Annotated in this window: 24 protein-coding genes; 10 read left to right on the plus strand and 14 right to left on the minus strand. The window is 73.1% G+C overall.

Annotated features, from left to right (window positions below; translation table 11 throughout):
* The first annotated feature begins 102 nt into the window (after positions 1-102).
* Entirely contained in the window at positions 103-1,086 is a 984-nt protein-coding gene (gene dapD, locus O2W20_RS17005) for a 2,3,4,5-tetrahydropyridine-2,6-dicarboxylate N-succinyltransferase (RefSeq protein ID WP_269173904.1), read from the plus strand.
* Between the two features lie 341 nt (positions 1,087-1,427).
* Complete coding sequence (locus O2W20_RS17010) at positions 1,428-2,120, plus strand: hypothetical protein (protein WP_269173905.1); 693 nt, start codon at positions 1,428-1,430, stop codon at positions 2,118-2,120.
* A gap of 14 nt (positions 2,121-2,134) precedes the next feature.
* Here the strand turns inward: O2W20_RS17010 and O2W20_RS17015 are convergent, their stop codons facing one another.
* Positions 2,135-2,605, minus strand: coding sequence for an anthrone oxygenase family protein (locus O2W20_RS17015; protein WP_269173906.1), 471 nt, complete (start codon positions 2,603-2,605; stop codon positions 2,135-2,137).
* Entirely contained in the window at positions 2,602-3,435 is an 834-nt protein-coding gene (locus O2W20_RS17020) for an NAD(P)H-binding protein (RefSeq protein ID WP_269173907.1), read from the minus strand. Before O2W20_RS17020 ends, O2W20_RS17015 begins: the two co-directional genes overlap by 4 nt.
* Positions 3,436-3,516: 81 nt before the next feature.
* Here O2W20_RS17020 and O2W20_RS17025 point away from each other — a divergent pair, with 81 nt between their 5' ends.
* Positions 3,517-4,449, plus strand: a complete 933-nt coding sequence (locus tag O2W20_RS17025; RefSeq protein WP_269173908.1) for an AraC family transcriptional regulator — start codon at positions 3,517-3,519, stop codon at positions 4,447-4,449.
* On the opposite strand, the gene dapC is transcribed toward O2W20_RS17025, so the two are convergent.
* Both dapC and fdxA read right to left on the minus strand, forming a co-directional pair.
* Positions 4,446-5,549 carry a succinyldiaminopimelate transaminase gene (dapC, locus tag O2W20_RS17030; RefSeq protein WP_269173909.1) on the minus strand — a complete coding sequence of 368 codons (1,104 nt, stop codon included), beginning with the start codon at positions 5,547-5,549 and terminating at the stop codon, positions 4,446-4,448. The genes O2W20_RS17025 and dapC overlap by 4 nt on opposite strands.
* Positions 5,546-5,866 (minus strand): ferredoxin, encoded by a 321-nt coding sequence (fdxA, locus tag O2W20_RS17035; protein WP_269173910.1) that lies wholly within the window; start codon positions 5,864-5,866, stop codon positions 5,546-5,548. Before fdxA ends, dapC begins: the two co-directional genes overlap by 4 nt.
* Before the next feature lie 198 nt (positions 5,867-6,064).
* Between fdxA and O2W20_RS17040 the strand changes: the two genes are divergently transcribed.
* Positions 6,065-8,914, plus strand: a complete 2,850-nt coding sequence (locus tag O2W20_RS17040; protein WP_269173911.1) for a bifunctional diguanylate cyclase/phosphodiesterase — start codon at positions 6,065-6,067, stop codon at positions 8,912-8,914.
* Between the two features lie 17 nt (positions 8,915-8,931).
* Positions 8,932-9,684 (plus strand): GNAT family N-acetyltransferase, encoded by a 753-nt coding sequence (locus tag O2W20_RS17045; RefSeq protein WP_269173912.1) that lies wholly within the window; start codon positions 8,932-8,934, stop codon positions 9,682-9,684.
* Here O2W20_RS17045 and O2W20_RS17050 read toward each other — a convergent pair.
* The 9 genes from O2W20_RS17050 to O2W20_RS17090 form a co-directional block, all read right to left on the minus strand.
* Positions 9,641-10,057 (minus strand): hypothetical protein, encoded by a 417-nt coding sequence (locus O2W20_RS17050; RefSeq protein WP_269173913.1) that lies wholly within the window; start codon positions 10,055-10,057, stop codon positions 9,641-9,643. The two genes, O2W20_RS17045 and O2W20_RS17050, sit on opposite strands and share 44 nt — an antisense overlap.
* Positions 10,054-10,950 (minus strand): N-acetyl-1-D-myo-inositol-2-amino-2-deoxy-alpha-D-glucopyranoside deacetylase, encoded by an 897-nt coding sequence (gene mshB / locus O2W20_RS17055; protein ID WP_269173914.1) that lies wholly within the window; start codon positions 10,948-10,950, stop codon positions 10,054-10,056. Before mshB ends, O2W20_RS17050 begins: the two co-directional genes overlap by 4 nt.
* Positions 10,951-11,239: 289 nt before the next feature.
* The gene (locus O2W20_RS17060) at positions 11,240-12,304 is read right to left on the minus strand and encodes an ABC transporter ATP-binding protein (RefSeq protein ID WP_269173915.1); all 1,065 of its coding nucleotides are present in this window, start codon (positions 12,302-12,304) and stop codon (positions 11,240-11,242) included.
* Positions 12,301-13,599, minus strand: coding sequence for an ABC transporter ATP-binding protein (locus tag O2W20_RS17065; RefSeq protein ID WP_269173916.1), 1,299 nt, complete (start codon positions 13,597-13,599; stop codon positions 12,301-12,303). Before O2W20_RS17065 ends, O2W20_RS17060 begins: the two co-directional genes overlap by 4 nt.
* A gap of 8 nt (positions 13,600-13,607) precedes the next feature.
* The gene (locus O2W20_RS17070; RefSeq protein ID WP_269173917.1) at positions 13,608-14,564 is read right to left on the minus strand and encodes an ABC transporter permease; all 957 of its coding nucleotides are present in this window, start codon (positions 14,562-14,564) and stop codon (positions 13,608-13,610) included.
* Positions 14,565-14,591: 27 nt separating this feature from the next.
* Complete coding sequence (locus tag O2W20_RS17075) at positions 14,592-15,083, minus strand: ABC transporter permease (RefSeq protein ID WP_269185515.1); 492 nt, start codon at positions 15,081-15,083, stop codon at positions 14,592-14,594.
* Positions 15,064-15,582, minus strand: a complete 519-nt coding sequence (locus O2W20_RS17080; RefSeq protein ID WP_269185516.1) for an ABC transporter permease — start codon at positions 15,580-15,582, stop codon at positions 15,064-15,066. Before O2W20_RS17080 ends, O2W20_RS17075 begins: the two co-directional genes overlap by 20 nt.
* A gap of 226 nt (positions 15,583-15,808) precedes the next feature.
* Entirely contained in the window at positions 15,809-17,503 is a 1,695-nt protein-coding gene (locus tag O2W20_RS17085) for an ABC transporter family substrate-binding protein (protein ID WP_269173920.1), read from the minus strand.
* A gap of 412 nt (positions 17,504-17,915) precedes the next feature.
* Complete coding sequence (locus tag O2W20_RS17090) at positions 17,916-18,701, minus strand: (deoxy)nucleoside triphosphate pyrophosphohydrolase (RefSeq protein ID WP_269173921.1); 786 nt, start codon at positions 18,699-18,701, stop codon at positions 17,916-17,918.
* 6 nt (positions 18,702-18,707) lie between these two features.
* Here O2W20_RS17090 and O2W20_RS17095 point away from each other — a divergent pair, with 6 nt between their 5' ends.
* The 5 genes from O2W20_RS17095 to O2W20_RS17110 all read left to right on the plus strand — a co-directional run bounded on the left by O2W20_RS17095 (position 18,708) and on the right by O2W20_RS17110 (position 22,296).
* The gene (locus O2W20_RS17095) at positions 18,708-19,190 is read left to right on the plus strand and encodes an RrF2 family transcriptional regulator (RefSeq protein ID WP_269173922.1); all 483 of its coding nucleotides are present in this window, start codon (positions 18,708-18,710) and stop codon (positions 19,188-19,190) included.
* Positions 19,191-19,242: 52 nt separating this feature from the next.
* Positions 19,243-19,329 carry a putative leader peptide gene (locus tag O2W20_RS22825; RefSeq protein ID WP_371327776.1) on the plus strand — a complete coding sequence of 29 codons (87 nt, stop codon included), beginning with the start codon at positions 19,243-19,245 and terminating at the stop codon, positions 19,327-19,329.
* A gap of 92 nt (positions 19,330-19,421) precedes the next feature.
* Positions 19,422-21,101, plus strand: coding sequence for a nitrite/sulfite reductase (locus tag O2W20_RS17100; RefSeq protein ID WP_269173923.1), 1,680 nt, complete (start codon positions 19,422-19,424; stop codon positions 21,099-21,101).
* Between the two features lie 163 nt (positions 21,102-21,264).
* Positions 21,265-21,978: a phosphoadenylyl-sulfate reductase gene (locus O2W20_RS17105; RefSeq protein ID WP_269173924.1), complete on the plus strand. Its 714-nt coding sequence runs from the start codon at positions 21,265-21,267 to the stop codon at positions 21,976-21,978.
* A gap of 24 nt (positions 21,979-22,002) precedes the next feature.
* Positions 22,003-22,296, plus strand: coding sequence for a 4a-hydroxytetrahydrobiopterin dehydratase (locus O2W20_RS17110; RefSeq protein ID WP_269173925.1), 294 nt, complete (start codon positions 22,003-22,005; stop codon positions 22,294-22,296).
* A gap of 48 nt (positions 22,297-22,344) precedes the next feature.
* Here O2W20_RS17110 and O2W20_RS17115 read toward each other — a convergent pair whose 3' ends face one another.
* Positions 22,345-24,576 carry a PhoX family protein gene (locus O2W20_RS17115; protein ID WP_269173926.1) on the minus strand — a complete coding sequence of 744 codons (2,232 nt, stop codon included), beginning with the start codon at positions 24,574-24,576 and terminating at the stop codon, positions 22,345-22,347.
* Between the last annotated feature and the right edge of the window lie 70 nt (positions 24,577-24,646).

Consider the following 24,646-nt stretch of genomic DNA (forward strand, 5'->3'; position numbering starts at 1 on the left):
CCCCGGCAGCCAGGCCAGGCCGCGCTGCCCCGGCAGCCAGGCCAGGCCGCGCTGCCCCGGCAGCCAGGCCAGGCCGCGGCGCCCTGGGTAGCCTGACTGCCCGTGACGACCGCAGCAGAGACCACCGGCGCGAACGGCGTCGGCATCGCCACCCTCACCACCGACGGGACGGTGCTGGACACCTGGTTCCCCTCGCCGGCGCTCAGCGGTGCCGACCAGGGCGAGAGCGGCACCCAGCAGATCGGGGTGCTGGAGCTGGAGGGCCTGCTCGGGCCCGACTTCTCCGGTCTGGTGCGCACCGACGATGCCCGCGGCGTGCAGTCGGTCGCCGTCTCCACGACCATCGCCGACCTCTCCGCCCCGCCGGTCGACGCCCACGACGTCTACCTGCGCCTGCACCTGCTGTCCGCCCGGCTGGTGCGGCCGCACGGGGTCAACGTGGACGGCGTCTTCGGGCTGCTGGCCAACGTGGCCTGGACCAGCGCCGGCCCGGTGCTCGCCACCGAGCTGAACGCGGCGCGGGCCCGGCTGCGGTCCGAGGGCGGGCACCTGACCGTCTTCGGGGTCGACAAGTTCCCGCGGATGGTCGACTACGTCGTCCCCTCGGGTGTGCGGATCGCCGACGCCGACCGGGTCCGGCTCGGGGCCCACCTCGCCGAGGGCACCACGGTCATGCACGAGGGCTTCGTCAACTTCAACGCCGGCACGCTGGGCCCGTCGATGGTGGAGGGCCGGATCAGCGCCGGGGTCGTCGTGGACGCCGACTCCGACATCGGTGGCGGCGCCTCGATCATGGGCACGCTCTCCGGCGGCGGCAAGCAGGTCATCTCGATCGGCAAGGGCTGCCTGCTCGGCGCCAACGCCGGCATCGGCATCTCCCTCGGCGACGGCTGCGTGGTCGAGGCCGGCTGCTACGTGACCGCCGGGTCGAAGGTGCTGCTCCCCGACGGGACGTCGATCAAGGGCGGCGAGCTCTCCGGGCGCAGCGGCCTGCTGTTCCGCCGCAACTCCCTCAGCGGCGCGCTCGAGGCCCTGCCCCGCGACGGCGACTGGGGCGCGCTCAACGCCGCGCTTCACGCCAACTGACGCGGGCGCGACCGGCTCATCGGGCTCGTCCTCCCCACCGGACACGACCGCCGCGCAGGCCACCGACGTCCAGCTGACTCCCAGCGCGGCGACCTACCATCGGCGCGATGGTCAGCAGCCCGGTCGCGAGCCGACGGCCCCCGGCCCGGGCACCTCGCCCGTCGAGCCGGCCACCGGCCCGCGCGGGCCGGCCGGCGGCTCGCCCCCCGGCCCGCAGGACCGCACGCAGGTCCCGTGCGAGTGGTCTGTGGCCGCTGGTCCTCGTCGCCGTCCTGATCGCCGCCGTCGCCCTGGTCTGGAGCGAGGAGGAGGGCACGCCGTCGGGGGTCGCCGGGTGCACCGTGCCCGGTTCAGACGTCACCGTCACCACCGAGCAGGCCGCCAACGCCGCGACGATCGCCGCGGTGGCCCGTTCCCGTGGGCTGCCGCCGCGGGCCACCGTGATCGCGCTGGCGACCGCCCAGCAGGAGTCCCGGCTGCGGAACCTCGACTACGGGGACCGCGACTCCCTCGGCCTCTTCCAGCAACGGCCCTCCCAGGGCTGGGGCAGCGAGGCCCAGGTGCAGGACCCGGTCTACTCGGCCGGCAAGTTCTTCGACGGCCTGGTGAAGGTGCCCGGCTGGGAGACCGGCCGGCTCACCGAGGTGGCTCAGGAAGTTCAGCGCAGCGGCTTCCCGGAGGCGTACCAGCAGTGGGAGCCGATGGCGACCGCGCTGACCGGCGCCCTGCTCGCGACCTCTCCCTCCGCCCTGACCTGTGGCGCCGCGCCGGGCGTCGCGCTGGCCCCCGTCGCCGAGCGGACGGCGCTGGTCACCGAGGCCGCCCGGCGGGAGGCCGGTGCGCCCACGGTCGAGACCGACGGCACCGTGACGATCGCCGACGCCGGCTGGCCGGAGGCCACCTGGGCGGTGACGCACGCCGAGCGGTTCGGGCTGACCGAGGTGACGATGGACGGCTGGCGCTGGACCCCGGAGGTGGGCTGGGAGAGCACCCCGAGCACCTTCGAGCTGCCGCTCCAGCTGCAGCTGGGCTGAGCTCGGGGCCGGGGTCAGTCGGCCGGCACGAGCACGAACGCGGTCGCCGCACCCGTCGCGGCGAGCGCGCGGACGGTGTTCCACCTGCTCCAGCGGGCCGCGTTCTCCCGCCACGTCTCCGCTGCTCCCGGCGCGGCGGCGTCCAGCCGGGCCAGCGCGTCGTTGAGCGGCACGTTGGCCAGCACGGTCACCCCGACGACGCCGAACAGGTAGAGCGCGGCACCGGTGAGCACAGCGGGCCGGCGCTGCCCGGCCAACTCGGCGCCGCCCAGCACCAGGCAGACCAGCGCGGTGCCGAAGAGCAGCGTCATGAAGCCGGGGCGGATGGCGGCGCGGTTGACCGACTGCATCGCCGTCGCACCGGCAGCGCCGGGCAGGGCGGTCAGCGCCGGCAGCACCATCAGGCTGAAGACGGCGAAGGCCCCGGCGACCAGCCCCGACCCGACGGTCGCGACCACCAGCACGGGTGGGCGCTCCCCGATCACGCCCGGCTCCCGGCGAGCGCGCTGCGCCGCACCGCGTCGATGAGGTCGGTGGCCGGGCGGCCCAGTGCCTGCTGCACCCCGTCGGTGGGCGCGGCGTTGCGGCCGTCCAGGACCTCGGTGAACAGGTGGGCCATCAGCTCCACCACCTCCGGCGGCGCGCCCTCCTCCGTCAGGCCGGCGGAGAACTCCCCGAGCGGCACCGGCCGGAAGGCCACCGGACGGCCCGTCGCCGCGGCGATCTCGGCGACGGCCGCACCGAAGCCGAGCGCCCGTGGGCCGGTCAGCTCGTAGGTCCGTCCGGCGTGCCCGTCGTCCAGCAGTGCGGTGACGGCCACCTCGGCGATGTCGTCGGCGTCCACGAACGGCTCGACCACGTCGTCCACGGGCAGCGCGAGCTCACCGGCGCGCACCGCGCCGGCGAACTGACCCTCGGTGAAGTTCTGCACGAACCAGCTGCACCGCACCACCGTCCACGCCAGCCCGGCGTCGGTGGCCGTCCGCTGCACCGCCTGCTCGGCCCGCTGCGCGGCGGGCTCACCCCGCCCGGACAGCAGCACCACCCGGCCGACCCCGGCGCGGGCAGCCCGCTCGGTGAAGTCGGTCAGGACGCTGTCCGACCCCGGGACGGCGAGGTCCGGCGCGTACGCCAGGTACACCGCCGATGTCCCGGCCAGGGCGGCGTCCCAGGTGGTGCGGTCGGCCCAGTCGAGCCGGCAGGCGGAGCTCCGGGAGGCGACCCGGACGGGGACGTCCCGCGCACGCAGTCGGTGGGCGATGCGGCTGCCGGTCATCCCGGTGCCGCCGGTCACGAGGATCAACTGTTCGGTCATGCCGTCAGTACAGCGCCGAGAACCGAGACGATCCATGGTCAGGAGCCGCAGGAACATGCTCCAGCGTCTACGCTGCGCCGCATGGACGCCGTCTCCGGCCTGCTCGACGGTCCGCACGCCCGCGGGGCCTTCCTGCTGCGCTCCCTGCTCAGCCCGCCCTGGTCGATGCGGATCGCCGACGAGGCGCCGTTGACCCTGCTCGCCGTCCTGCGCGGCTCGGCGTGGCTGGTGCTCGCCGACGGCGGCACCGCGCGCATCGGCGCCGGCGACGTCGCCCTGGTCCGCGGCCCGCAGCACTACACGGTGGCCGACCAGCCGTCGACACCGCCGCAGGTGACCGTCGGCCCCGGGCAGCGGTGCACCCCCGTCGGGCCGGGCACCGGGATGACCGAACTGGGCACCCGGGCGTGGGGCAACGACGCCGCAGGAGGCACCGTCCTGCTCACCGGCACCTATGCCCGGCCCGGCGCGGTGGGTGAGCGGCTGGTGCGGGCGCTCCCGCCCCTGGTGGCCGTCCCCGCCGACGAGGGCACCGCCGCGGTGACCCGGCTGCTCGCCGCGGAGGTGGCCCGGGAGGCGCCCGGCCAGGAGGCGGTGCTCGACCGGCTGCTGGACGTCGCCCTCGTCTCCGCACTGCGGGTCTGGGCCGCCCGGCCGGAGGCCCGTGCCCCCGGCTGGTACGTCGCCGCCGGCGACCCGGTCGTCGGGCCGGCGCTGACCCTGATCCACGATCGCCCGGCGGAGCCGTGGACCGTCGCCTCGCTCGCCGACGCGGTCGGGGTCGCCCGGGCCACGCTGGCGCGCCGGTTCACCGAGCTGGTCGGCGAGCCACCGATGGGCTACCTGACCAGCTGGCGGATCGCACTCGCCACCGACCTGCTGCGCGACCGCACGCTGACCCTCTCCGGCATCGCCCGCCGGGTGGGCTACGCCAGCCCGTTCGCGCTGAGCACCGCCTTCAAGCGGGCCACCGGGGTGAGCCCGGCCGCCCACCGCGCCACCCTTGCGGGCTAGCCGGCGAGGCGCTCGACCGCGGCGTCGATCCGCTCGTCGGTGGCGGTGAGCGCCATCCGCACGTGCCGGTTCCCGGCCGGGCCGTAGAAGCTGCCGGGCGCGGCCACGATGCCGAGTCCGGCGAGCCAGTCGATCGTCGCCCAGCAGTCCTCGTCCCGGGTCACCCAGAGGTACAGGCCGGCCGCGGAGTGGTCGATCCGGGCACCGGCGGCGCGCACGGCCGGAGCCAGCCGGTCGCGGCGGGACCGGTAGCGCTCCCGCTGGGCGTCCACGTGCCCGTCGTCGGCCAGCGCCGCGGCCATCGCCGCCTGCACCGGTGTCGGCACGAGCAGACCGAGGTGCCGCCGCACCTCCCACACCCGGCGGACCAGCGCCGGGTCGCCGGACAGCAGCCCGGCGCGGTAGCCCGCCGCCGTCGACTGCTTGGACAGCGAGTGGACGGCCAGCAGCCCGGTGTGGTCCGGTCCGGCGACGTCGGGGTGCAGCAGGGACCGCGGGTGGACGTCGCCCCACCCCAGCTCGATGTAGCACTCGTCGGCGACGACGGGCACGCCGTGCGCCCGGCCCCAGCTCACCCACGCGCGCAGCTCGTCGTCGGTGAGCACCCGGCCGTGCGGGTTTCCCGGCGAGTTCAGCCAGACCAGGACGGCGTCACCCCTCCCCGCCGGCGGGGTGTCGGTGCGCTGCACCGAGAGCCCGGCCACGACGGCGCCCACCTCGTAGGTCGGGTAGGCGACCTCCGGGATCAGCACCGTCCCGGTCCCGGACAGCCCCAGCAGCGTCGGCAGCAGCGCGACGAGCTCCTTCGAGCCGACCGTCGGGATCACCGACGGGTCGGTCCCGAGGGGGTCGGCGACCTCGACGCCGAGCCGGCGGCTGAGCCAGCCGGCCGCAGCCCGCCGCACGTCCGCGGTGCCCAGCGCCGTCGGGTACCCGGGCGCGTTGCCGGCTGCGGCCAGCGCCTCCCCCAGCACGGGCGGGGTCGGGTCGACCGGCGTGCCGATCGACAGGTCGACCGCACCACCGGGGTGCTCAGCGGCGCGAGCGCGCGCAGGACCCAGCGAGTCCCAGGGGAAGTCCGGCAGCCGGACCGTGCTCACTCGCCCTGGGGCGGGAGCGCGGCCACCAGCGGGTGGTCCTTGTGGATCTTGCCGGTCTTGGCTGCGCCACCGGGGCTGCCCAGGTCGGAGAAGAACTCCACGTTGGCGTTGTAGAAGTCCTTCCACTTGTCCGGGACGTCGTCCTCGTAGTAGATGGCCTCCACCGGGCAGACCGGCTCGCAGGCACCGCAGTCCACGCACTCGTCGGGGTGGATGTAGAGCATCCGGTCGCCCTCGTAGATGCAGTCCACCGGACACTCGTCGATGCACGCCTTGTCGAGGACGTCGACACAGGCCTGGGTGATGACGTAGGTCACGGGGTTCCTCCGGGACGTGCGGGGCGGTGAGCTCCCTGGCGGGCCAGGGACTGCGGATCGATCTTCCCCAGTATCACCCGAAGCCCCCTCGCTCAGCGCGACGGGTGGGCCGCCGACCACCACCGGACCACGCCCCCCGATCGGGGGGTGACCTGCTGCACACGCTCAAGAGCCGGCCGGTGCCGCCGATGGAGCGGTGTGTCAGAGGTCCCGACGTCCGGTGCAGATGCGCAGCCAGCCGAGCGCCCGCCCTCGCCGTACGACGCGGTCGCCGCCCTGGAGCAGCTGATGCTCCGGCTGCAGCGCAGCTCCGGGGCCAGCCGGGTGGCGGTCTGGGTGCACGAGGCGAGCACCGGCGTCGCGTTCCCCTTCCGGCAGGTCCGGTCCGGCGAGCCGGTCGGTCAGGTGCCGGCCTCCGACCGCGTGCCGCTGTCCCTGGACCGCTCCCCGGTGATGTCCGCCGTGATCGGTGAGCGCCGCACCCTGAACATGCACCTGGACGACGCCCCGCAGTCCCTCGCCGACGAGGCGGGCCGGTACGGCGTCCGCTCGGCCCACGGCGAACCGCTCCTGGTGGGCGACGACGTCGTCGGTGCCCTCATCATCGAGCCGGCCGCCGCGGCCTCGGCGTCACAACTCCGGCACGCCACCCCGCGGCTGGCCCTGGCCCTGCAGGAGGCCTGGACGCGACGGTCGGCGCAGCGCCGGCTGGCCCAGTCCGACGTGCTGCTCGGGCTGATCGAGAGCGCCGCCCTCGCCCGGTCGATGGACCAGCTGCTCGGTTCGGCCTGCGAGCAGCTGGCCGCGCTGGGCGAGGTGCACCGCGCCTGCGTGTTCCTGCTGGAGGACGGCGTCCTGGTGCCGCGGATGGCCAGCTACGCCGACGGCCGGCGCGACCCCGACTCGTGGACCCAGTTCCGCCAGGCACCGGAGCCGCTCCGGCTGGCCGACGAGGTGCTCCGCACCGGCCGGCCGTTGACCGCCGACCGGGACTCCGACCTGCTGACCGGCTGGTGGGTCGATGCGTTCGGCATCGCCTCCGGCCTGGCCGTGCCCCTGGGCCGCAGCCCGCAGCTGTCCGGCGTCCTGACCCTGGACAGCTCCTCGATCCAGCCCTTCCCCGAGGACGTCCGCCGGCTCGCCTCGGCCGCAGGGGCCCACCTGGGCGGGGTCATCGAACAGGCCCGCGCCACCGAGGCCCGTGCCGCATCGCTCAGCACGGCGCGCGCCGTCCGCCAGCTGCTCGTGGACGGGGCGTCGGTGACCGGGGTGGCCGAGGCCGGCGAGGTGCTGGCCACCGTCGTCCGGGGGCTGACCGGCGCCGAGCGCAGCGCCGCCTTCCTGGTCGACGACGCCGGTCGACTCGCCGAGGTCCGCCACGTCGGCTGGTCCGAGGAGAACATCGGGGTGATCCGCGACCGGCTGGTCGGCCGGGACGTCAGCGACGTCCGGCTGTGGCAGCTGACCGCCCGCGACCGGCGCCCGGTCTTCGTCCCCGACGCCGTCGCCAGCGACCTGCTGGACGCCGACCTGGTGCGCGCACTGGGCCTCACCGCCTACCTCACCGTGCCGCTGCTGTCCGGTGACCGGCTGCTCGGCATGGTCGTCACCGGCTCCTCCAGCGGGGCCGCCGAGTGGTCACCGGCGCTGCGCCAGGCGGTCCAGCAGGTGGTGCTCGAGGGCGCCCTGGTCGTTCAGAACGCCGAGCTGCGGGCGGTGGAGCAGCTGCGCGTCCAGCAGCTGGCCCGCGAGGCGCACAACGACCCGCTCACCGGGCTGGCCAACCGGCGGCGGTTCACCGAGGAGCTGGAGCGGACCGTCTACGCGACGCCGGCCCGGTCCTGTGCGGTGCTGATGATCGACCTGGACCGCTTCAAGGAGGTCAACGACAGCTTCGGGCACAGCGTGGGCGACGAGCTGCTGCGCCTGGTCGGCCCCCGCCTCCAGCAGCCGCTGGCGCCGACGGACCTGCTGGCCCGGATGGGTGGTGACGAGTTCGCCGTCCTGCTGCCCGACGCCGACACGGCCCGGGCACAGGAGGTGGCCGACCGGATCGGGGCGGCCCTGCGGGAGGCGTTCGTGCTCGACGGCATGTCGCTGCACGTCGACGCCAGCGTCGGGATCGCCGTGTGCCCCGACCACGGCCGGGACCGTTCGCTGCTGCTCGCCCGGGCCGACACCGCGATGTACTCGGCCAAGCGGGCCCGGGACGGCGCCCAGGTCTGGACCCCGGGCGGCGAGGCGGACCCCCGTGACCGGCTGCAGACCCTCGAGGAGCTGCGCGGCGCCCTGGACTCCGACCAGCTCGTCCCCCACTACCAGCCGCAGCTGGACCTGCACACCGGCCGGGTGTCCGGCGTGGAGGCCCTGGTGCGGTGGGCGCACCCCGAGCGCGGCCTGCTCGCCCCGGACGCCTTCCTCGGCCTAGCCGAGCAGGCCGGCCTGATGCGCCGGCTGGCGCTGCGGGTGCTGGAGCGCTCGCTCCGCGACCTGCAGGGCTGGCGCGCCGCCGGCCACGACCTGTCGGTCGCGGTGAACCTGTCGGTCTCCAACCTCGCCGACGTCGCCCTGCCCGACCAGGTCGCGATGCTCCTGGAGGCGACCGGCGTGCCCGCCCCGGCGCTCACCCTGGAGATCACCGAGGACGTGCTGATGGCCGATGCGGCGCGCAGCTCCCAGGTGCTCGCCGGGCTGCGGGCGCTCGGCGTCCGGCTCTCCATCGACGACTACGGCACCGGCTACTCGTCCCTGACGTACCTGCGCGCGCTGCCGGTGCACGAGCTCAAGCTGGACCGCAGCTTCGTCGGGCAGCTCACCTCCGACGTCCGGGCCGCGGCCATCGTGCGCAGCACGCTGCAGCTGGGCCGGGACCTCGGGATGACGATCGTGGTGGAGGGCGTCGAGGACGCCGCCGCACTGGCGACCCTGCGGGAGTGGCGCTGCGACGTCGCCCAGGGCTACCACGTGGCCCGGCCGATGCCGGCCGAGCACTTCCTCGACTGGCTCGCCCAGCAGCTGCCGACCCCGGCGACGCCGCTGTCCGGCTGAGACCGCAGGATCGAGCCATGGGACAGAGGCGCTCACCCCTGGGGGTACCGGAGCTGGAACTGCTCGCTGCACGTGGCTGGCAGGCCCTGGAGGAGGAACGGCTGGGCGACTGGCTGCTGCGCGCCGGCGGCGGTTTCACCGGGCGGGCCAACTCCGCCCTGGTCGTCGGCGACCCCGGGGTGCCGCTGCCCGAGGCGGTCGCCGCCGTCTCCCGGTGGTACGACGACCGGGGGCTCCGGCCGGCCGCCCAGCTGCCCGGCGTCCAGTCCCGGCGCGCCGACGCCGCCTTCGACGCGGCCGGCTGGACCCGGGACGAGGACGTGCTGGTGCTCACCGCAGCGGCCGGCCGGCCGGCCGAGCCGAACGTCCGGGTCGACCTCTCCCCCACGCCGGACGACGCCTGGCTGGCCGGGTACCGGCACCGTGGCGCACCGCTGCCGCCGGTCGCCCGCCAGGTGCTGACCTCCGCCGCGGACGTCGTCTTCGCGTCCGTGCGGCTGGACCCGGCGCCGGCGCCGCTGGCGGCGGTCGGCCGGGGTGCGCTGACCGACGGCTGGTTGGGCGTCACCGCGGTGACCGTCGCCGAGGAGCACCGGCGCCGCGGGCTGGCGACCGCCGTGATGGCGGCGCTGGGCCGCTGGGCGGCCGAGCGGGGCGCCCACTCCACCTACCTGCAGGTCACCGCGGGGAACGCCGCAGCCCGGGCGCTCTACCGGCAGGCGGGGTTCATCGAGCACCACCGCTACCACTACCGGCACCGGCCGGCCTGACCGGCGGGGCGCCCAGCGCCCGGCCGACGGCGAACGCCGCGGCGACCACCCCGACCAGCAGGAACCCGAGGGTGATCGCCTGGGTGACGGCGTTGCCGCCGGCCAGCAGCAGGTCGCCCTCCGGACGGCGCATCGCGCCGGCCAGCGCGATGACCAGCCACACCACGGCCGGGAGGACGGCCACCAGCCGGGAGCCGGACAGCCGGCGGGCCGCATCGACCAGCAGCAGGTTGCCGACCACGGCCACGAGCAGGGAGATCGGCACCGGCACCCCGCCGACCCGCCAGGGCAGCCAGAACACCTCGACCAGCGCGAGCCAGGCGGAGACGACCACCGCCAGGACCGACCAGCCCAGCAGCCGGAGCAGCCTCACCCCGGCAGCCCGGCGAACAGGTCGTCCTCCCAGCCCTGCGGGCCCGCCCCGGCCGGGCCCCGCGCCCCGCGCACCAGCCGGTAGTGCTCGGTGGCCAGCACCTCCTGGCCCAGGTTGTTCGACAGCGCGAAGAACGGGCCGTCCACGGTCATCTGGGTCGGGTGGGCGCGCATCGCCGCCTCCTTGGCCCCGGCGTGGGCGCGGGCGTCGACCTCGGTGGTGACGACGTCGTCGGCGACGGCGAACGGCACCTCGTCCAGGTCGCCCAGCGAGGCGAAGGGGGACTCCTCCGCCAGGGCGGCCATCGCGTCGATCCCCCGCTGCACCACGGAGCGGGGCACCGCGTTCCAGTAGACCTTCCCGACCTGCCAGGCCGGCCCGAGGTCGGCCCGGTAGCCGGGGTCGGCGGCCGCCTCGACGGCGCCCATCGCGACCCGGTGCGCCTGGACGTGGTCCGGGTGGCCGTAGCCGCCGTCCTCGTCGTAGGTGACCAGGACCTGCGGGCGCACCTCGCGGACGACGGCGACCGCGTGCGCGACCGCCTCGTCCAGGTCGGCCTGCCAGAAGGCCCGCGGGTGCTCGTTCGCCGCCGTCCCCATCATCCCGGAGTCCCGGTAGCGGCCCGCCCCGCCGAGGAACCGCCAGTCGGTGACGCCGAGCGCCGCCATGGCCGCGCCCAGCTCACCGATCCGGTACCCACCGAGCTGGTCGGCCTGGTCGGCGGCGAGCTGGGCGAGCTCGGGCACCAGCACCTCGCCCTCCTCCCCCAGCGTGCAGGTGAGCAGGGTGACGTGCGCCCCCTCGGCGACGTACCGGGCCATCGTGGCCCCGTTGTTGATCGTCTCGTCGTCGGGATGGGCGTGCACGAGCATCAGCCGGCGTGGAGCAGTCACGCGAGCAATTACACCGTGACGGCCCAGGACGCTCGTACCCGTGTCCGCCAACGGCCGCGAGCGCCGCGAGTGTCGGTGCCAGGCGCGGGGTCCGGAGGACCCCCGCCTGGCACCGACGGAGCCGCGTCACCGGAGCAGGCCCACGACTCGGCCGCGCAGCAGTGCGCGAGCAGCGCGAGCTGTCGGATCCGAGCACGGACCCGGAGGGTCCTGCTCGGATCCGACGAAACGGCAAAACGCCAGCCGGGCACGGCACCTGGCCGCGGTGCGATCCGCCAGGATCGCCATGTCACAACACCGACTTGACCTCGGCGTAGTGGCAGGCGTTGAGGTGGCCGGCGCCGCGGTCCTCGAGCTTCGGGTCGACGGTCAGGCACAGCTCGCGCCGGCCGTCGGTGAGCTCGTTGGCGAACTTCTGGCAGCGGGTGCGGAACCGGCACCCCGAGGGCGGGTTGGCCGGGCTCGGGACGTCGCCGGTGATGATGATCCGCTGCCGGGCGCGCTCGCGGCGCGGGTCGGGCAGCGGGATCGCCGACAGCAGCGCCTGCGTGTACGGGTGCGCCGGGCGGTTGAACAGCTCCTCCTGGTCGGCGATCTCGATGATCCGCCCCAGGTACATGACCGCGACCCGGTCGGAGATGTGCCGGACCACCGACAGGTCGTGGGCGATGAACAGGTAGCTCAGCCCCAGGTCGTTCTTCAGGTCCTCGAGCAGGTTGATGACGCCGGCCTGGATCGAGACGTCCAGCGCCGACACCGGCTCGTCGAGGACCAGCACCTTGGGCTGCAGGGCGAGCGCCCGGGCGATGCCGATGCGCTGCCGCTGCCCGCCGGAGAACTCGGCCGGGTACCGGTTGGTGTGCTCGGGGTTCAGCCCGACGGTCTCCACCAGCGCCCGCACCCGCGAGCGGAGCTCGGCCTGGTCCTTGGTGAGCCCGTGGATGACCATCGGCTCGGCGACGATGTCGAAGACGGGCAGCCGCGGGTTCAGCGAGGCGTAGGGGTCCTGGAAGATCAGCTGGATGTCCCGGCGCAGCGGGCGCATCTGCTTGCGGTCCAGCCCGACGAGCTCCCGCCCCTCGAAGACCACCGAGCCGGCGGTGGCCGGCTGGAGGTTGAGGATGGCGCGCCCGGTCGTGGACTTGCCGCACCCGGACTCACCCACGAGCCCGAGCACCTCACCGGGGTAGAGGTCCAGGTCGATGCCGTCGACGGCACGCACCGCCCCGACGGTCCGCTTGACCAGGCCGCCGCCCTTGATCGGGAAGTGCTTCTCCAGGCCGCGCACCGAGAGGATCGGCTCACCGCGGTCGGGGGCGCCGCCGGCAGGCCGCTGGGTGGTGGGGGCGGTCATGCCCGGTCTCCGTTCGTGGGGCGTGGCGGGGAGCTGACGACGCTCTGGGTGCCGGCGTCGGTCTGCCCCGCGCGGGGTGCGGTCTGGTCGCCGGGCGGGACGGCGGGACCGTCGTCGTCCAGGTCGCCCTGGGCGAGGGCGACCCCGGCCGGGGTGCGGTCCGCCGCCAGGGCCGTGTCATCGGCGGACTCGCTGAAGATGTCGGCGGCCCGTCCGTGTGCGGCGGCGACCTGTTCGGTGCGGATGCAGGCAGCCGTGTGACCCGGCCCGACCTGGAACCGCTCGGGCTCGGCCTCGTCGCACTCGGCGATGTGCAGCGGGCAGCGCGGGGCGAAGGGGCAACCGGGCGGCATGTTGACCACCGAGGGCGGCGCGCCCTTGATCGGGGTGAGCCGCTCGCGGCTGGTGGAGTCCAGCCGGGGCAGCGAGCCCAGCAGCCCGAGCGTGTACGGCATCCGGGGCTCGTAGTAGATGTCCTCGACGCTGCCGACCTCCACCGGCCGGCCGGCGTACATGACCAGGACGCGGTCGGCGATCCCGGCGACGACGCCCAGGTCGTGGGTGATCATGACCATCGCGGCGCCGGTCTCCTGGAGGGCGGTCTGCAGCACCTCGAGGATCTGCGCCTGGACGGTGACGTCCAGGGCCGTCGTCGGCTCGTCGGCGATGATCACCTCCGGCTCGTTCGCCATCGCGATCGCGATGACCACCCGCTGGCGCATGCCGCCGGAGAACTCGTGCGGGTAGGCGTCCACGCGGTCGCCGGCGTTCGGGATGCCGACCAGCTCCAGCAGCTCGACCGCCCGCGCCTCCGCGGCCTTGGACGACAGCTGCTTGTCGTGGATGCGCAGCGTCTCCTCGATCTGCGCCCCGATCTTGTAGACCGGGTCCAGCGACGTCATCGGGTCCTGGAAGATCATCGAGACGCCCTTGCCGCGGATCCGCGACATGCTCCGGTCGCTCTGCCCCAGCAGCTCCTGGCCGCGGTACTTGATCGATCCGGTGACCCGCGCCGACCCGGGCAGCAGACCCATCACCGCCAGCGACGTCACCGACTTCCCGGAGCCGGACTCGCCGACGATGCCCAGCACCTCACCGGAGCGCAGGCTGTAGTCGACCCCGCGGACGGCGTGCACCAGGCCGTCCTCGGTGGGGAACCGGACGTTGAGGTCGGTGACCTCCAGCAGCGGCGCGCTCGGGTCGAAGCCGGGGAGGCTGGTGGTCCGACCCTGGGTCATGGCCCCCGTGGAGGTGGCACCGGACATGGCGGGGCCCGTGGTCCCGATGGTGGACATGGAGCTCCTCAGGCCCGCACGCGGCGGTTGCTCGGGTCGAAGGCATCCCGGATCCCGTCGCCGATCAGGTTGATCGACAGCACGATGATCAGCAGGGTGATGCCGGGGAAGTAGAAGAGCCAGGGGCGGGTGCTGGCAGCCTGGACACCGTCGGACACCAGGCGCCCCAGCGAGGTCTGGTTGGCGCCGTTGACGCCGAAGCCCAGGTAGGTCAGCGAGGCCTCGAGGATGATCGCGGTGGCGGCGGCCAGCGTCGTCCAGACGATCAGCGACCCCAGCGCGTTGGGGATCAGGTGCTTGAAGATGATCCGCACGTTGGAGGCGCCCATCGCGTGCGCGGCCTCGACGTACTCCTTCTCCCGCAGGGAGAGGAACTGGCTGCGCACGATCCGGGCGAGGTCCAGCCAGCCGAAGAGGCCGAGGATGATCCCCACGCCCAACGGGGTGCGGGAGCCCGGGAAGTTGCTGGCCACGACGATCAGCACGACCAGCAACGGCACGGTGAGGATCAGGTCGACCAGCCGCATCAGGACGCTGTCGACCCACCTGCCGAAGTAGCCGGCCAGTGCGCCGACCAGCAGGCCGAGCGGGAGCGCGATGGCGACGAAGAGCAGCACGATGAACAGCGAGCGCTGCACCCCGGTCATGATCCCGGCCATCAGGTCACGGCCGATCGCATCGCTGCCCAGCAGGTAGCCCGCGGTGCCCGGGGGGACCGACTGCGAGCCGCTGTCCTGGTCGGCGTAGTCGACGCCGGTGACCAGCGGGCCCAGGAACCCGAACACCAGCAGGAGCAGGAAGATGACCAGCCCGGTCATGCCCACCTTGTTGCGCAGGAAGCGGCCGACGATCTGCTGGCGCTGACTGCGCGCCTTGACGGTGAACTCGCGCTCGACCCCGCCCCCCTCGGGGGTGCCGGGGGTCGCGGGGACCACGGGTCCGGTGCTGGTCTGAGTGGTGGCCATGGGCTCGTTCCTTCTCGCGATGCCGGGTCAGGACAGCCGGATGCGCGGGTCGAGCACCGCGTACAGGATGTCGGCGACCAGGTTGAAGACGACGATGAACACGGCGCTGACCAGCAGCCAGCCCAGCACCACGTTGATGTCCTCCTGGCGGATGCCGTTGCTGATCAGGTACTCGCCCATGCCGTGCCAGACGAAGACCGTCTCGGTGATGACCGCGCCGCCGAACAGCGTGCCCACGCCGAGCGCGACCACCGTGGTGAGCGGGATCAGCGCATTGCGCAGCCCGTGCTTGAAGACGACGCGGCGGTAGGTGAGCCCCTTGGCCCGGGCCAGCCGCATGTAGTCCGACCCGAGCACGTCCAGCATCGCCGCGCGCTGGAAGCGGCTCCAGGCGGCGAAGGACAGCGCGGCCAGGCTCACCGTGGGCAGCACCAGGTGCCCGAGCCGGTCGGACCAGAGCTCCCAGCCGGAGGCGTACAGCGACAACCCCGGGGTCTCCTCACCGAGCGTGTAGAGCACCTGTTGCCCGAACAGGTCGTTGACCCCCCCCGGCGACGTACTCCTTGAGCAGCGCGGCGAACCAGAAGGTCGGCAGGGCGATCAGGATGTAGGCGATGAACGTGAAGGTGTAGTCCGACGCCTTGTACTGCCGGACGGCACCGATGACGCCCACGATGATCGCCAGCAGGACGGCGATCACGATCGCGCCGATGATCATCCGCCCGGTCACCAGCATCCGCGGGAAGAGCTGTTCGACGACCGGCGTGCCGTTGATCGTCTCGCCGAAGTCGCCGGTGAGGACCCCGGAGAGCCAGCGCCAGTACCGGACGAAGAAGTTGTCGTTCAGGCCCAGCGTCTCGCGCAGGTTGTTGAAGAACGACTCCGGCGGCCGGGGGTTCTGCGTGTAGTACCTCTCCAGCGGGTCGAAGCTCGCCGCGCACAGCGCGAACACCAGGAAGGAACTGACCAGCAACACGAGGACCGACGCGAGCAGACGCCGGATCGTGAAGAAGAACATGTGGTGACCTTACGCCGAGAGCGGAAGCTGTCCGGTCGAACGACCAGTTCAGCGTGCCTTCGCCGGACCCCCGCAGGTCGTGCTGGGTCCGGACGCACCGCGACCCCCGGGAACGGTCTCCCCGGGGGCCGCGGCAGCCGGTGACCGGCGCCGCCGAGGGCGGCGCCGGGCCGGGTGGTGCGGTCGTGCTCAGGTGGTGCTCAGCCGTGCTGGGTGGAGCTCTGCGTCACTCGACCGTCCAGGTCTCCGAGTTCCACAGCGGACCGGCCTCGGTCGGGTTGTCCTGCACACCCTCGATGTTCGCCTGGTGCGCGACGAAGGTCGGCTTCTGGTAGAGCGGGATAGTGGCCATCTGCTCCCAGAGCAGGCCGTCGATCTGGTTGCCCAGCTCGGCCTGCCGCTCGCGGTCCGGCTCGGTGGCCAGCTCGGCGAAGAGCGCGTCGATCTCGGGGTTGCCGATCCGGCTGTAGTTCTGCTGGATGTTGTCACCCTGCGGCGTCTGGTAGATCGACTGCGAGGAGGTGATGAACGGGTTGCCCACCCAGGCGAAGAGCGCCGCCTGGAAGCCGCCACCCTCCAGCGAGGTCGGCGACTCGGCACCGGCGAAGATGTCCGGGTTGGCGTTGAAGGACGCGTTGATCCCGGCCTCGGCCAGCTGCGGGATCATGACCTCGATCGTGGTCTGCCGCAGCGGGTTGTTCTCCGTGGTGTCGATCTGGATGTCCAGCGGGCCACGCTCGGGGTGGGTGTAGAACCCGTCCGGACCGGCGGTGTAGCCGGCCTGCTCCAGCAGCGCGCGGGCCTCCTCGACGTTCTGGGTCTTGACCTGCTCCGGCGCGGTGTCCTCGTACTCCGGCTGGGTGTTCAGCCAGATCCGGTTGTTCAGCACCTGCGCGTCGGAGGAGAACTGCCCGACGGTCTGGTCCACGATCTCCTGGCGGTCCAGGGCGTAGGCGAGGGCCTGGCGCACCAGCGGGTCCGCGAGGTGCGGGTCCTGGGTGTTGAGGTCGAGGTGCTCGAAGGTGAGACCGAAGTTGATCTCGCTCTCGACGTTCGGCTCCAGCGCCTGGACCTGCTCGACGAGGTCGAGCTGCGGCTGCGGGTAGATGACGCCCAGCTCGCCGCTCTGCAGACCCTGGACGGCGGTCGTCGGGTCGTTGCCGATGTTCTGGATGATCAGCTGCTCGAGCTGCGGCCCGTCGCCCCACCACTCGGGGTTGGGCTCGAGCACGATGACCTGCGCGCCGGCGTCGATGTTCGACACCTGCCACGGGCCACCGGAGATGCCCTCGGGCAGACCCTCCGCGATCGGCCACCCCTCGGTGATCGTCTCGCAGACCGCGGCCGGGTCGTCGGCGTCCATCAGGTGGGACGGCAGCAGGTTCTCGAAGTTGCCCTGCCAGTCGGCGAAGGGCGTCTCGTAGGTGACGACGACGGTCTTCTCGTCCTCGCCGGGCTCGACCGAGGCGATCTGCTCGTAGCCGGTGGTCGACAGGACGGCGGGGCAGCCGCCGTCGGCCGGGTCACCGCTGCGGTTGGCCCGCCAGGTGAACTCGAAGTCGTCCGCGGTGATCGGGGTGCCGTCGCTCCACACCGCGTCCGGGTTGATCTCGTAGGTGTTCACCTGCTGGCCGTCGACCTCCTCGAGGGTCGGCTCGCCGGTGAAGAGGTCCTCGTTGAACTCGACGGTGAAGTCGGGCTGGACCTGGTAGGCCGAGGGCAGCACCTTGATCAGGACGTTGGCCACCGAGGTGGCGTTGCCCGCGGCGATGTTCGGGTACAGGTTCTCCGGGAAGTCGGTCGACTCACCGAAGACGACGCGACCCGAGCCGCCGCTGGCCTCGCCACCCTCGCTGTCCTCGCTGCCACCGCCGCACGCCGAGAGCGCCATCGCGCCGGTGAGCCCGGTAGCGATGAGCATGGAAGTGCGCTTGCTCAACTTCACGTTCGCTTGCCTCCTCGACCCGCGAGTGCGGGGGGACGATCAGGTCTGACCGACCGGGGATCGCCGGGCGGACTGGGCTCCTACATGAACACGCGCTGTCATCCAGCTGTCGGATCGCTTTCAGACGAGCGCAACGGCCAGACCCTAGGCAGAGCCGGAAGAGGCCGTCCACGGCCGTCATCATTTTGTGACCTGTGCAAACGACCACCGTGAGCAGCCTGGAACTTCCCGGCAATACGGGACCGTCGACCGAAGAGTTTCCGGCCGTGCGGCACGGGCCCCGGACAACGTGATCATGGCGTCGTCCCGCCCTGGTCACGCAGCGTGTGCGCGCCCGGTCCCGGTCCCGGTCGGTGGGCACCGACGGCCTCCGCTCCCCGGCCCGGGGTCAGCGGCGGGACAGGAGCGCGCGCACGGCGGGGAGCAGCGGGCGGTCGGCGGGGATCCAGGCCAGCTCCTCCAGCTCGTCGGAGCCCAGCCAGCGCAGCTCACTGTGCTCGTGGGCGACCAGCTCACCCGCGGTGATCCGCCCCCACCAGACGCGCAGGGTCGAGGCGCCGGGCACGCCGCCGGCGACCACGCCGTCCAGCGGCACCTCCCCGAGGAACGACCGAGGCGAGATCCCGACGCCGAGCTCCTCCCGGCACTCCCGGACCAGCGCCGACAACTCGGGCTCCCCCGGTTCGACCTTGCCGCCGGGGAACTCCCACAACCCGGCGAGCGACCCCGAACCCCGCTGGGCGACCAGCACCCGCTGCCGGTCGTCGACCAACGCGGCCCCGACCACCTGGGTCACCTCCTGCGCGCGCTGCGCGGCCGCGGCCGCGTACGCGTCCAGGTGCGCCTGCATCGACCGGACGACGCGGCGCCGCAGCACCGCCCGATCGGCCAGGGCGCCCAGCCAGCCCGGCAGCGCTGCCTCCGCGTCCACCTGATCGGTCACCAACGTGCCGGCCTCGGTGGCGGTGAAGGAGCGGGTGTGGACCAGGGTCCGCCAGCCGTTGCCGGAGGCCGCCACCTGGACGTCGCGCCAGGGTCGCTCGGAGACGACCTCCTGCAGCCGGACCGGCCACGGCCGGCCCAGGGACCGGGCCACGTCGAAGGCGACGGTCAGAGGGGCCTCCACCAAGGTGGTGAACCGCAGCTGGAACACGGGGAGCAGCGTCCCAGACACGGCAGGATGCTCGGCGTGCGCATCTCCGCCCGGGTCGACTATGCCGTCCGCGCCGCCGTGGAACTGGCCGCCGTGGCGCCCGGCTCGCTCACCTCCGAGCGGATCGCCCAGGCGCAGGGGATCCCGGCCCGGTTCCTGCAGGCCATCCTCGGCGACCTGCAGCACGCCCGGCTGGTGACCAGCCAGCGCGGCCGGGAGGGTGGCTACCGCCTGGCGATGCCACCGTCGGAGATCTCCATCGCCCGGGTCATGCGGGTCGAGCAGGGGTTCCTCGCCGAGGTGCACGGGCAGCGCCCCGAGGACGTCGAGTACCCGGGCGCGGCCGAGCCCCTCGCCTCGGTCTGGGTGGCGGCCCGGGAGGCCTACCGCCGGGTGCTGGAGAACGTGACCCTGGCCGACGTCGTCCACGGCACGATGCCGCCGTCGGTGGCCGAGATGATCGAGCTCGAGAGCGCCTGGCGCTCCTTCGGCGTCCCGGCCGCGGAGTGACCGTTGCCGCCGTCCCGGTCCACGAGTCGGCCAGGTGTGGCACGATCGAACCGTGACGGACTGCGGCGCCCTCCTCGTGGAGCGCCTGCACGTCGACCTGGCGCGGGTCTCCAGCGCCGCGTGTCGCGCCGCGCGCTGACCACGGCCCGCTCCCCCGCAGCCTCCCTGCTGCACCCACACCCGGCCGCGTCGCGCACGCTCGGCGTGCCGGCGCAGAGGAGAACGACTGACGTGTCGACCCCCACCCGCAGCAGCAACCGCCCCGTCCGCGGACAGGGGCAGTGGGCGCTGGGCTACCGCGAGCCGCTGAACCCGAACGAGCGGATGAAGAAGGACTCCGACGGCCTGGACGTGCGCCAGCGGATCCTGGACATCTACGCGCACACCGGCTTCGACGGCATCGACCCCGGCGACCTGCGCGGGCGGATGCGCTGGATGGGCCTGTACACCCAGCGGGCGCAGGGCATCCCCGGCGGCAAGACCGCCGTGCTGGAGGCCGAGGAGCTCGAGGACTCCTACTTCATGATGCGGGCCCGCATCGACGGCGGGGCGCTGACCAGTGAGTCGCTCCGGGTCCTCGGCGGGATCAGCACCGAGTTCGGCCGGGACGTCGCCGACGTCACCGACCGCCAGAACGTCCAGTACCACTGGATCCGGATCGAGGACGTGCCGGAGATCTGGCGGCGGCTCGAATCGGTCGGCCTGAGCACGATGGAGGCCTGCGGCGACGTGCCGCGCGTGATGCTGAACTGCCCGATGGCGGGCATCCTCGAGAACGAGGTGATCGACGCCTCCGAGGTGCTGGCCGAGACGGTCGCGAAGTACCTGGGCGACCCCCAGTTCAGCAACCTGCCGCGCAAGTGGAAGACGTCGATGTCCGGCTGCGTCGACCACTGCACCGAGCCCGAGATCGACGACGTCTCCTTCGTCGGCGTGGTGAACTCCGCCGGCGAGGCCGGCTACGACCTGTGGGTCGGCGGCGGTCTGTCGACCAACCCGATGTTCGCCAAGCGGATCGGCGTCTTCGTCCGCCCCGACCAGGTCACCGACGTCTGGGCGGCGTGCACCTCGATCTTCCGGGACTACGGCTACCGCCGGTCCCGCAACCACGCCCGGATCAAGTTCCTGATGGCCGACTGGGGTCCGGAGAAGTTCCGCCAGGTGCTGCAGGACGAGTACCTGCACGCCGAGCTGCCCGACGGCCCGGCCCCGGCCCCGGCGGAGCACGACCAGCGCGACCACGTCGGCGTCAGCAAGCAGAAGGACGGCAACAACGCGCTGGGCTTCGCGCTGCGCACCGGCCGGATCAGCGGCACGCTGCTCACCCGGATCGCCGACCTGGCCGAGGAGTACGGCACCCAGGGCGGGCGGATCCGGACCACGACGCAGCAGAAGCTGGTCATCCTCGACGTCCCCGACGACCGGGTCGAGGACCTCGTCGACGCGCTGGCCGAGCACGACCTGCTGGTGCGCCCGAGCGCCTTCCGCCGCGGCACCATGGCCTGCACCGGGCTGGAGTTCTGCAAGCTGGCGATCGTCGAGACCAAGCAGCACGCCCAGGAGCTCTACGCCGAGCTGGAGCGCCGGCTGCCCGAGTTCGACGAGCCGATCGGGATCAACGTCAACGGCTGCCCGAACAGCTGCGCCCGGTTCCAGACCGCCGACATCGGCTTCAAGGGCATGATCGTCCGCAACGCCGAAGGTGAGAGCGTCGAGGGCTTCCAGGTGCACCTGGGCGGCCACCTCGGCGTCGACGCCTCGTTCGGCCGCAAGTTCCGCGGTCACAAGATCACCAAGGAGGAGACCGCGGACTACTGCGAGCGGGTGCTCCGCGGCTACCTGGACCGCCGGGAGCCCGGCGAGCGGTTCGCCGCCTACGTGGCGCGGGCCGACGACGAGTGGCTGGTGTGACAGACAGCACGTCCGGAAGGACGCGGCAGCTGCCACCGTTCCACTGTCCGTACTGCGGCGAAGAGGACCTGACCCCGCACGGTGACGATGCGACCGGCTGGCACTGCGGTGCCTGCCTGCGGACCTTCACCCTGCGGCTTACCGGAACGGGGGTGCGGAACCCATGACGATCGCCATCACCACGCCGACGCCGGAGCTCGCGGCCGAGGCCGATGCGCGCTTCGAGGGCATCACCGACCCCGTCGAGCAGGCGCTGGCCGTGCTCACCTGGGCCGGGGAGACGTTCGGCGAGTCCTTCGCCATCACCTCCTCGATGGCCGACGGGTTGCTGGCGCACCTTGCCAGCCGCGCCGTCCCCGGGGTGAACGTCGTCTTCCTGGACACCGGGTACCACTTCGCCGAGACGATCGGCACCCGCGACTGGATCACCAGCGTCCTGCCGATCACGCTGCACAACGTCCAGCCGCTGCGCACCGTCGCCGAGCAGGACGCCGAGCACGGGCCGAAGCTCTTCGAGCGCGACCCCGACCTCTGCTGCTCGATGCGCAAGGTGCAGCCGCTGGCGCAGGCGCTGGCCGGGTTCACCGCCTGGGGCTCGGGCGTCCGCCGCGACGAGTCGGCCACCCGGACCGGCACCAGGGTCGTCGACTGGGACGCCAAGCGCGGCATGGTGAAGGTCAACCCGCTCGCCGCCTGGACGCAGGACGACGTGGACGCCTACATCGCCGAGCACCAGGTGCCGGTCAACCCGCTGTCGGAGATCGGCTACGCCTCGATCGGCTGCGCGCCCTGCACCCGCCCGGTCGCCCCGGGCGAGGACCCGCGCGCCGGCCGCTGGGCCGGCAAGAACAAGGTCGAGTGCGGCCTGCACACCTGAGCTGATCGGCACCAGGATGAGCGGATGCCCCGCCCGCCGCGCCTCTCCCCCGCCGATGTCGACGCCGCGCTGAGCGGCCTGCCGCTGTGGTCCGGCGGTCCGGACGGCATCGAACGCACGCTGCAGCTGCCGACCTTCCGCGCGTCGGTCGAGGCGATCAGCGCGATCGCCGACGTCGCCGAGCTGCTGGACCACCACCCCGACCTGGACCTGCGCTGGACCACCGTGCGCGTGGCGGTGGTCACCCACTCCGCCGGCGGGCTCACCGAGCTGGACCTCGAGCTCGCCCGCCGGGTGGACGTGCTCTTCCCCGGCTGAGGCCGGACCCCGGCCGCGCAGCGCGGCCGGGGTCCGGTGCTCCTCGGTTCAGCTGCCGATGCGACCACCGTCGGGCCGGAAGACGACCGCCACGCTGGGGCGCGGGTACGGCCGCTCGGCCAGCTGGTCCGGCCAGGTGCTGGACGGCGACTCACGCGTCGACCCGGCGGTCTCCCCGGGGTGCTGCACCGAGACGAACACCGAGCGGGAGTCGGGGGTGATCAGCGGCCCGCTGCACTCCGCACCGAGCGGCACCGTGAGGAACGCCTTGAGGTGACCGCGCTCCGGTCCGGCCGTCGGCACGGCGAAGAGCCCGTCGTTGGTCCCGGCGTAGGTGCCGACCTCCCGGTTCCGGGTGGAGAGCACGTTCCCGTCGGTGGAGATCCACAGGTTCCCGGACAGGTCGAACTCCAGGTTGTCCGGGCAGGACAGCGCGCTGACCTGGCTCTTGTCGTAGCCGGCGAAGTACGTCCCCGGGGTCTCCGGGTCACCGGCCACGATGAACACCCGCCAGTAGAAGTCGTCCCCGGCGATCCCGTCGGTCTCCAGCCACTCCAGCACGTGCCCGTTCCGGTTGCCCGACCGCTCCTCGTAGGTGCCGTCCTCCACGTCGAAGGCGAAGGACCGGGACACCGGGTTGGGCTCGTCAGCCACCTCCCGCTGCGAGTTGTTGGTCAGGGCCGCGTAGACCCGGCCGTTGACCGGGTTCACCTGGATGTCCTCGGGCCGGTCCATCCGGGTGGGCAGCTGCGACGGGTCGAGGACCACCGGGGCGGCCGGGTCGGGGAAGTCGCCGTTGGCGTCCAGCTGCTTGCCCAGCCGGTCGGCGGCCAGCCGGGTGAAGGTCAGCACCCAGGGCACCGACTTGCCCGGGATCATCGACTGCCCGTCCTTCACCAGCGGGATCCACTGGCCGGTGCCGTCGAACTCCCCGTCGGCCGGCACGCTGGCCAGGCCGTCGATCTGCTCCGGCGGCGAGTCGCCGGTGAAGCGCGCGACGTAGAGGTCGCCCTCCTCCAGCAGGGTCATGTTGTGCGCCCGCGACGCGCGGTCGATGCCGGGTCGGTAGCGCGCCTTGGAGACGAACTTGTAGATGTAGTCGAACCGCTCGTCGTCACCGGAGTACGCCACGACCCGGCCGTCCTCGGCGATCTGGACGTTGGCCCCCTCGTGCTTGAACCGGCCGAGCGCCGTGCGCTTCTTCGGGGTGGACGTGGGGTCGTACGGGTCGAGCTCCACGACGTACCCGAAGCGGTTCGGCTCGTTGGGCTCCCGGGTGAGGTCGAAGCGAGGGTCGATCTCGTCCCACCGGCGGCCGGGGAGCTCCTCGGCGGAGATGCCGTAGCGGGACAACCGGGGCTCCCGTGGGTCCTCCGTGATGACCGTCGACGTCCCGAAGTACTGGTTGAAGTTCTCCTCACCGTGCAGGGTGGTGCCCCACGGGGTCACGCCGCCGGCACAGTTGTTCAGCGTGCCGAGCACGTGGCGGCCCGCCGGGTCGGCGCTGGTCTGCACGTACTCCGAGCCGGCCACCGGCCCGGTCAGCTCCAGGGTGGTCATCGCGGTGACCCGGCGGTTGCGCTTCCCCCGCCGGTCGGGCAGCCAGTTGCCCGAGCTCCCGTCCCGGGCCAGCTCGACCACCGAGATGCCGTGCGCCATCATCGCGATGCGCTTCTGCACCTCGGTGGTGGGCGCCTCCTCGTCCGCCACGCCGGCGAACATGAGCTGTTCGTCGGTGTACTCGTGGTTGACCACCATCAGCGCCCGCCGCCCCTTCCGGTCCAGCGGCAGCAGCCCGATGTAGTCGCAGTTGTAGCCGAACTGCATGGCCTGGGCCTCCGGCGTCTGGGCGTCGACGTCGAAGTCCGGGGCGTCCGGCAGCACCGGGTCGCCCCAGCGCATCACCACGCCGTAGGTGTAGCCGGCGGCGGTGACCAGCTCGTCGAGGAGGTTCTGCTCGACCGGCTCGAAGGTGAGCGGCGCGTCGGGCGCCGGCCGCCAGTCCAGCAGGTCCACCTCATCGGCCCGTGCCGGGGCGGCCTGCAGCGGACCGGCCGCCACCACCAGGGCTCCGGCCCCGGCGGCCTTCAGCATGGTCCGCCGGCTGAACGCGCCCTCGACGACCTCACCGATGGTGGGGTTGCCCGTGGTGTTCGGCACGGGGGTGTCGCAGGCGTTGCCGCACTTGTAGTAGCACGTCGTGTGGCTGCGGCTGCCGTGCCGGACGGAGTTCAGCAGCGGGAGCAGCAGACGACGGCGGGCGGGGACGATGTCCGTCATGGGAGGAGTCCTCTGGTCGGGTGGACGGTCCGACCCGGACGCTAGGAAGGCCGCCCACCCAGCCGGTGAA

This window comes from Modestobacter sp. VKM Ac-2982, from assembly GCF_026967935.1.
Classification (GTDB): Bacteria; Actinomycetota; Actinomycetes; order Mycobacteriales; family Geodermatophilaceae; genus Modestobacter.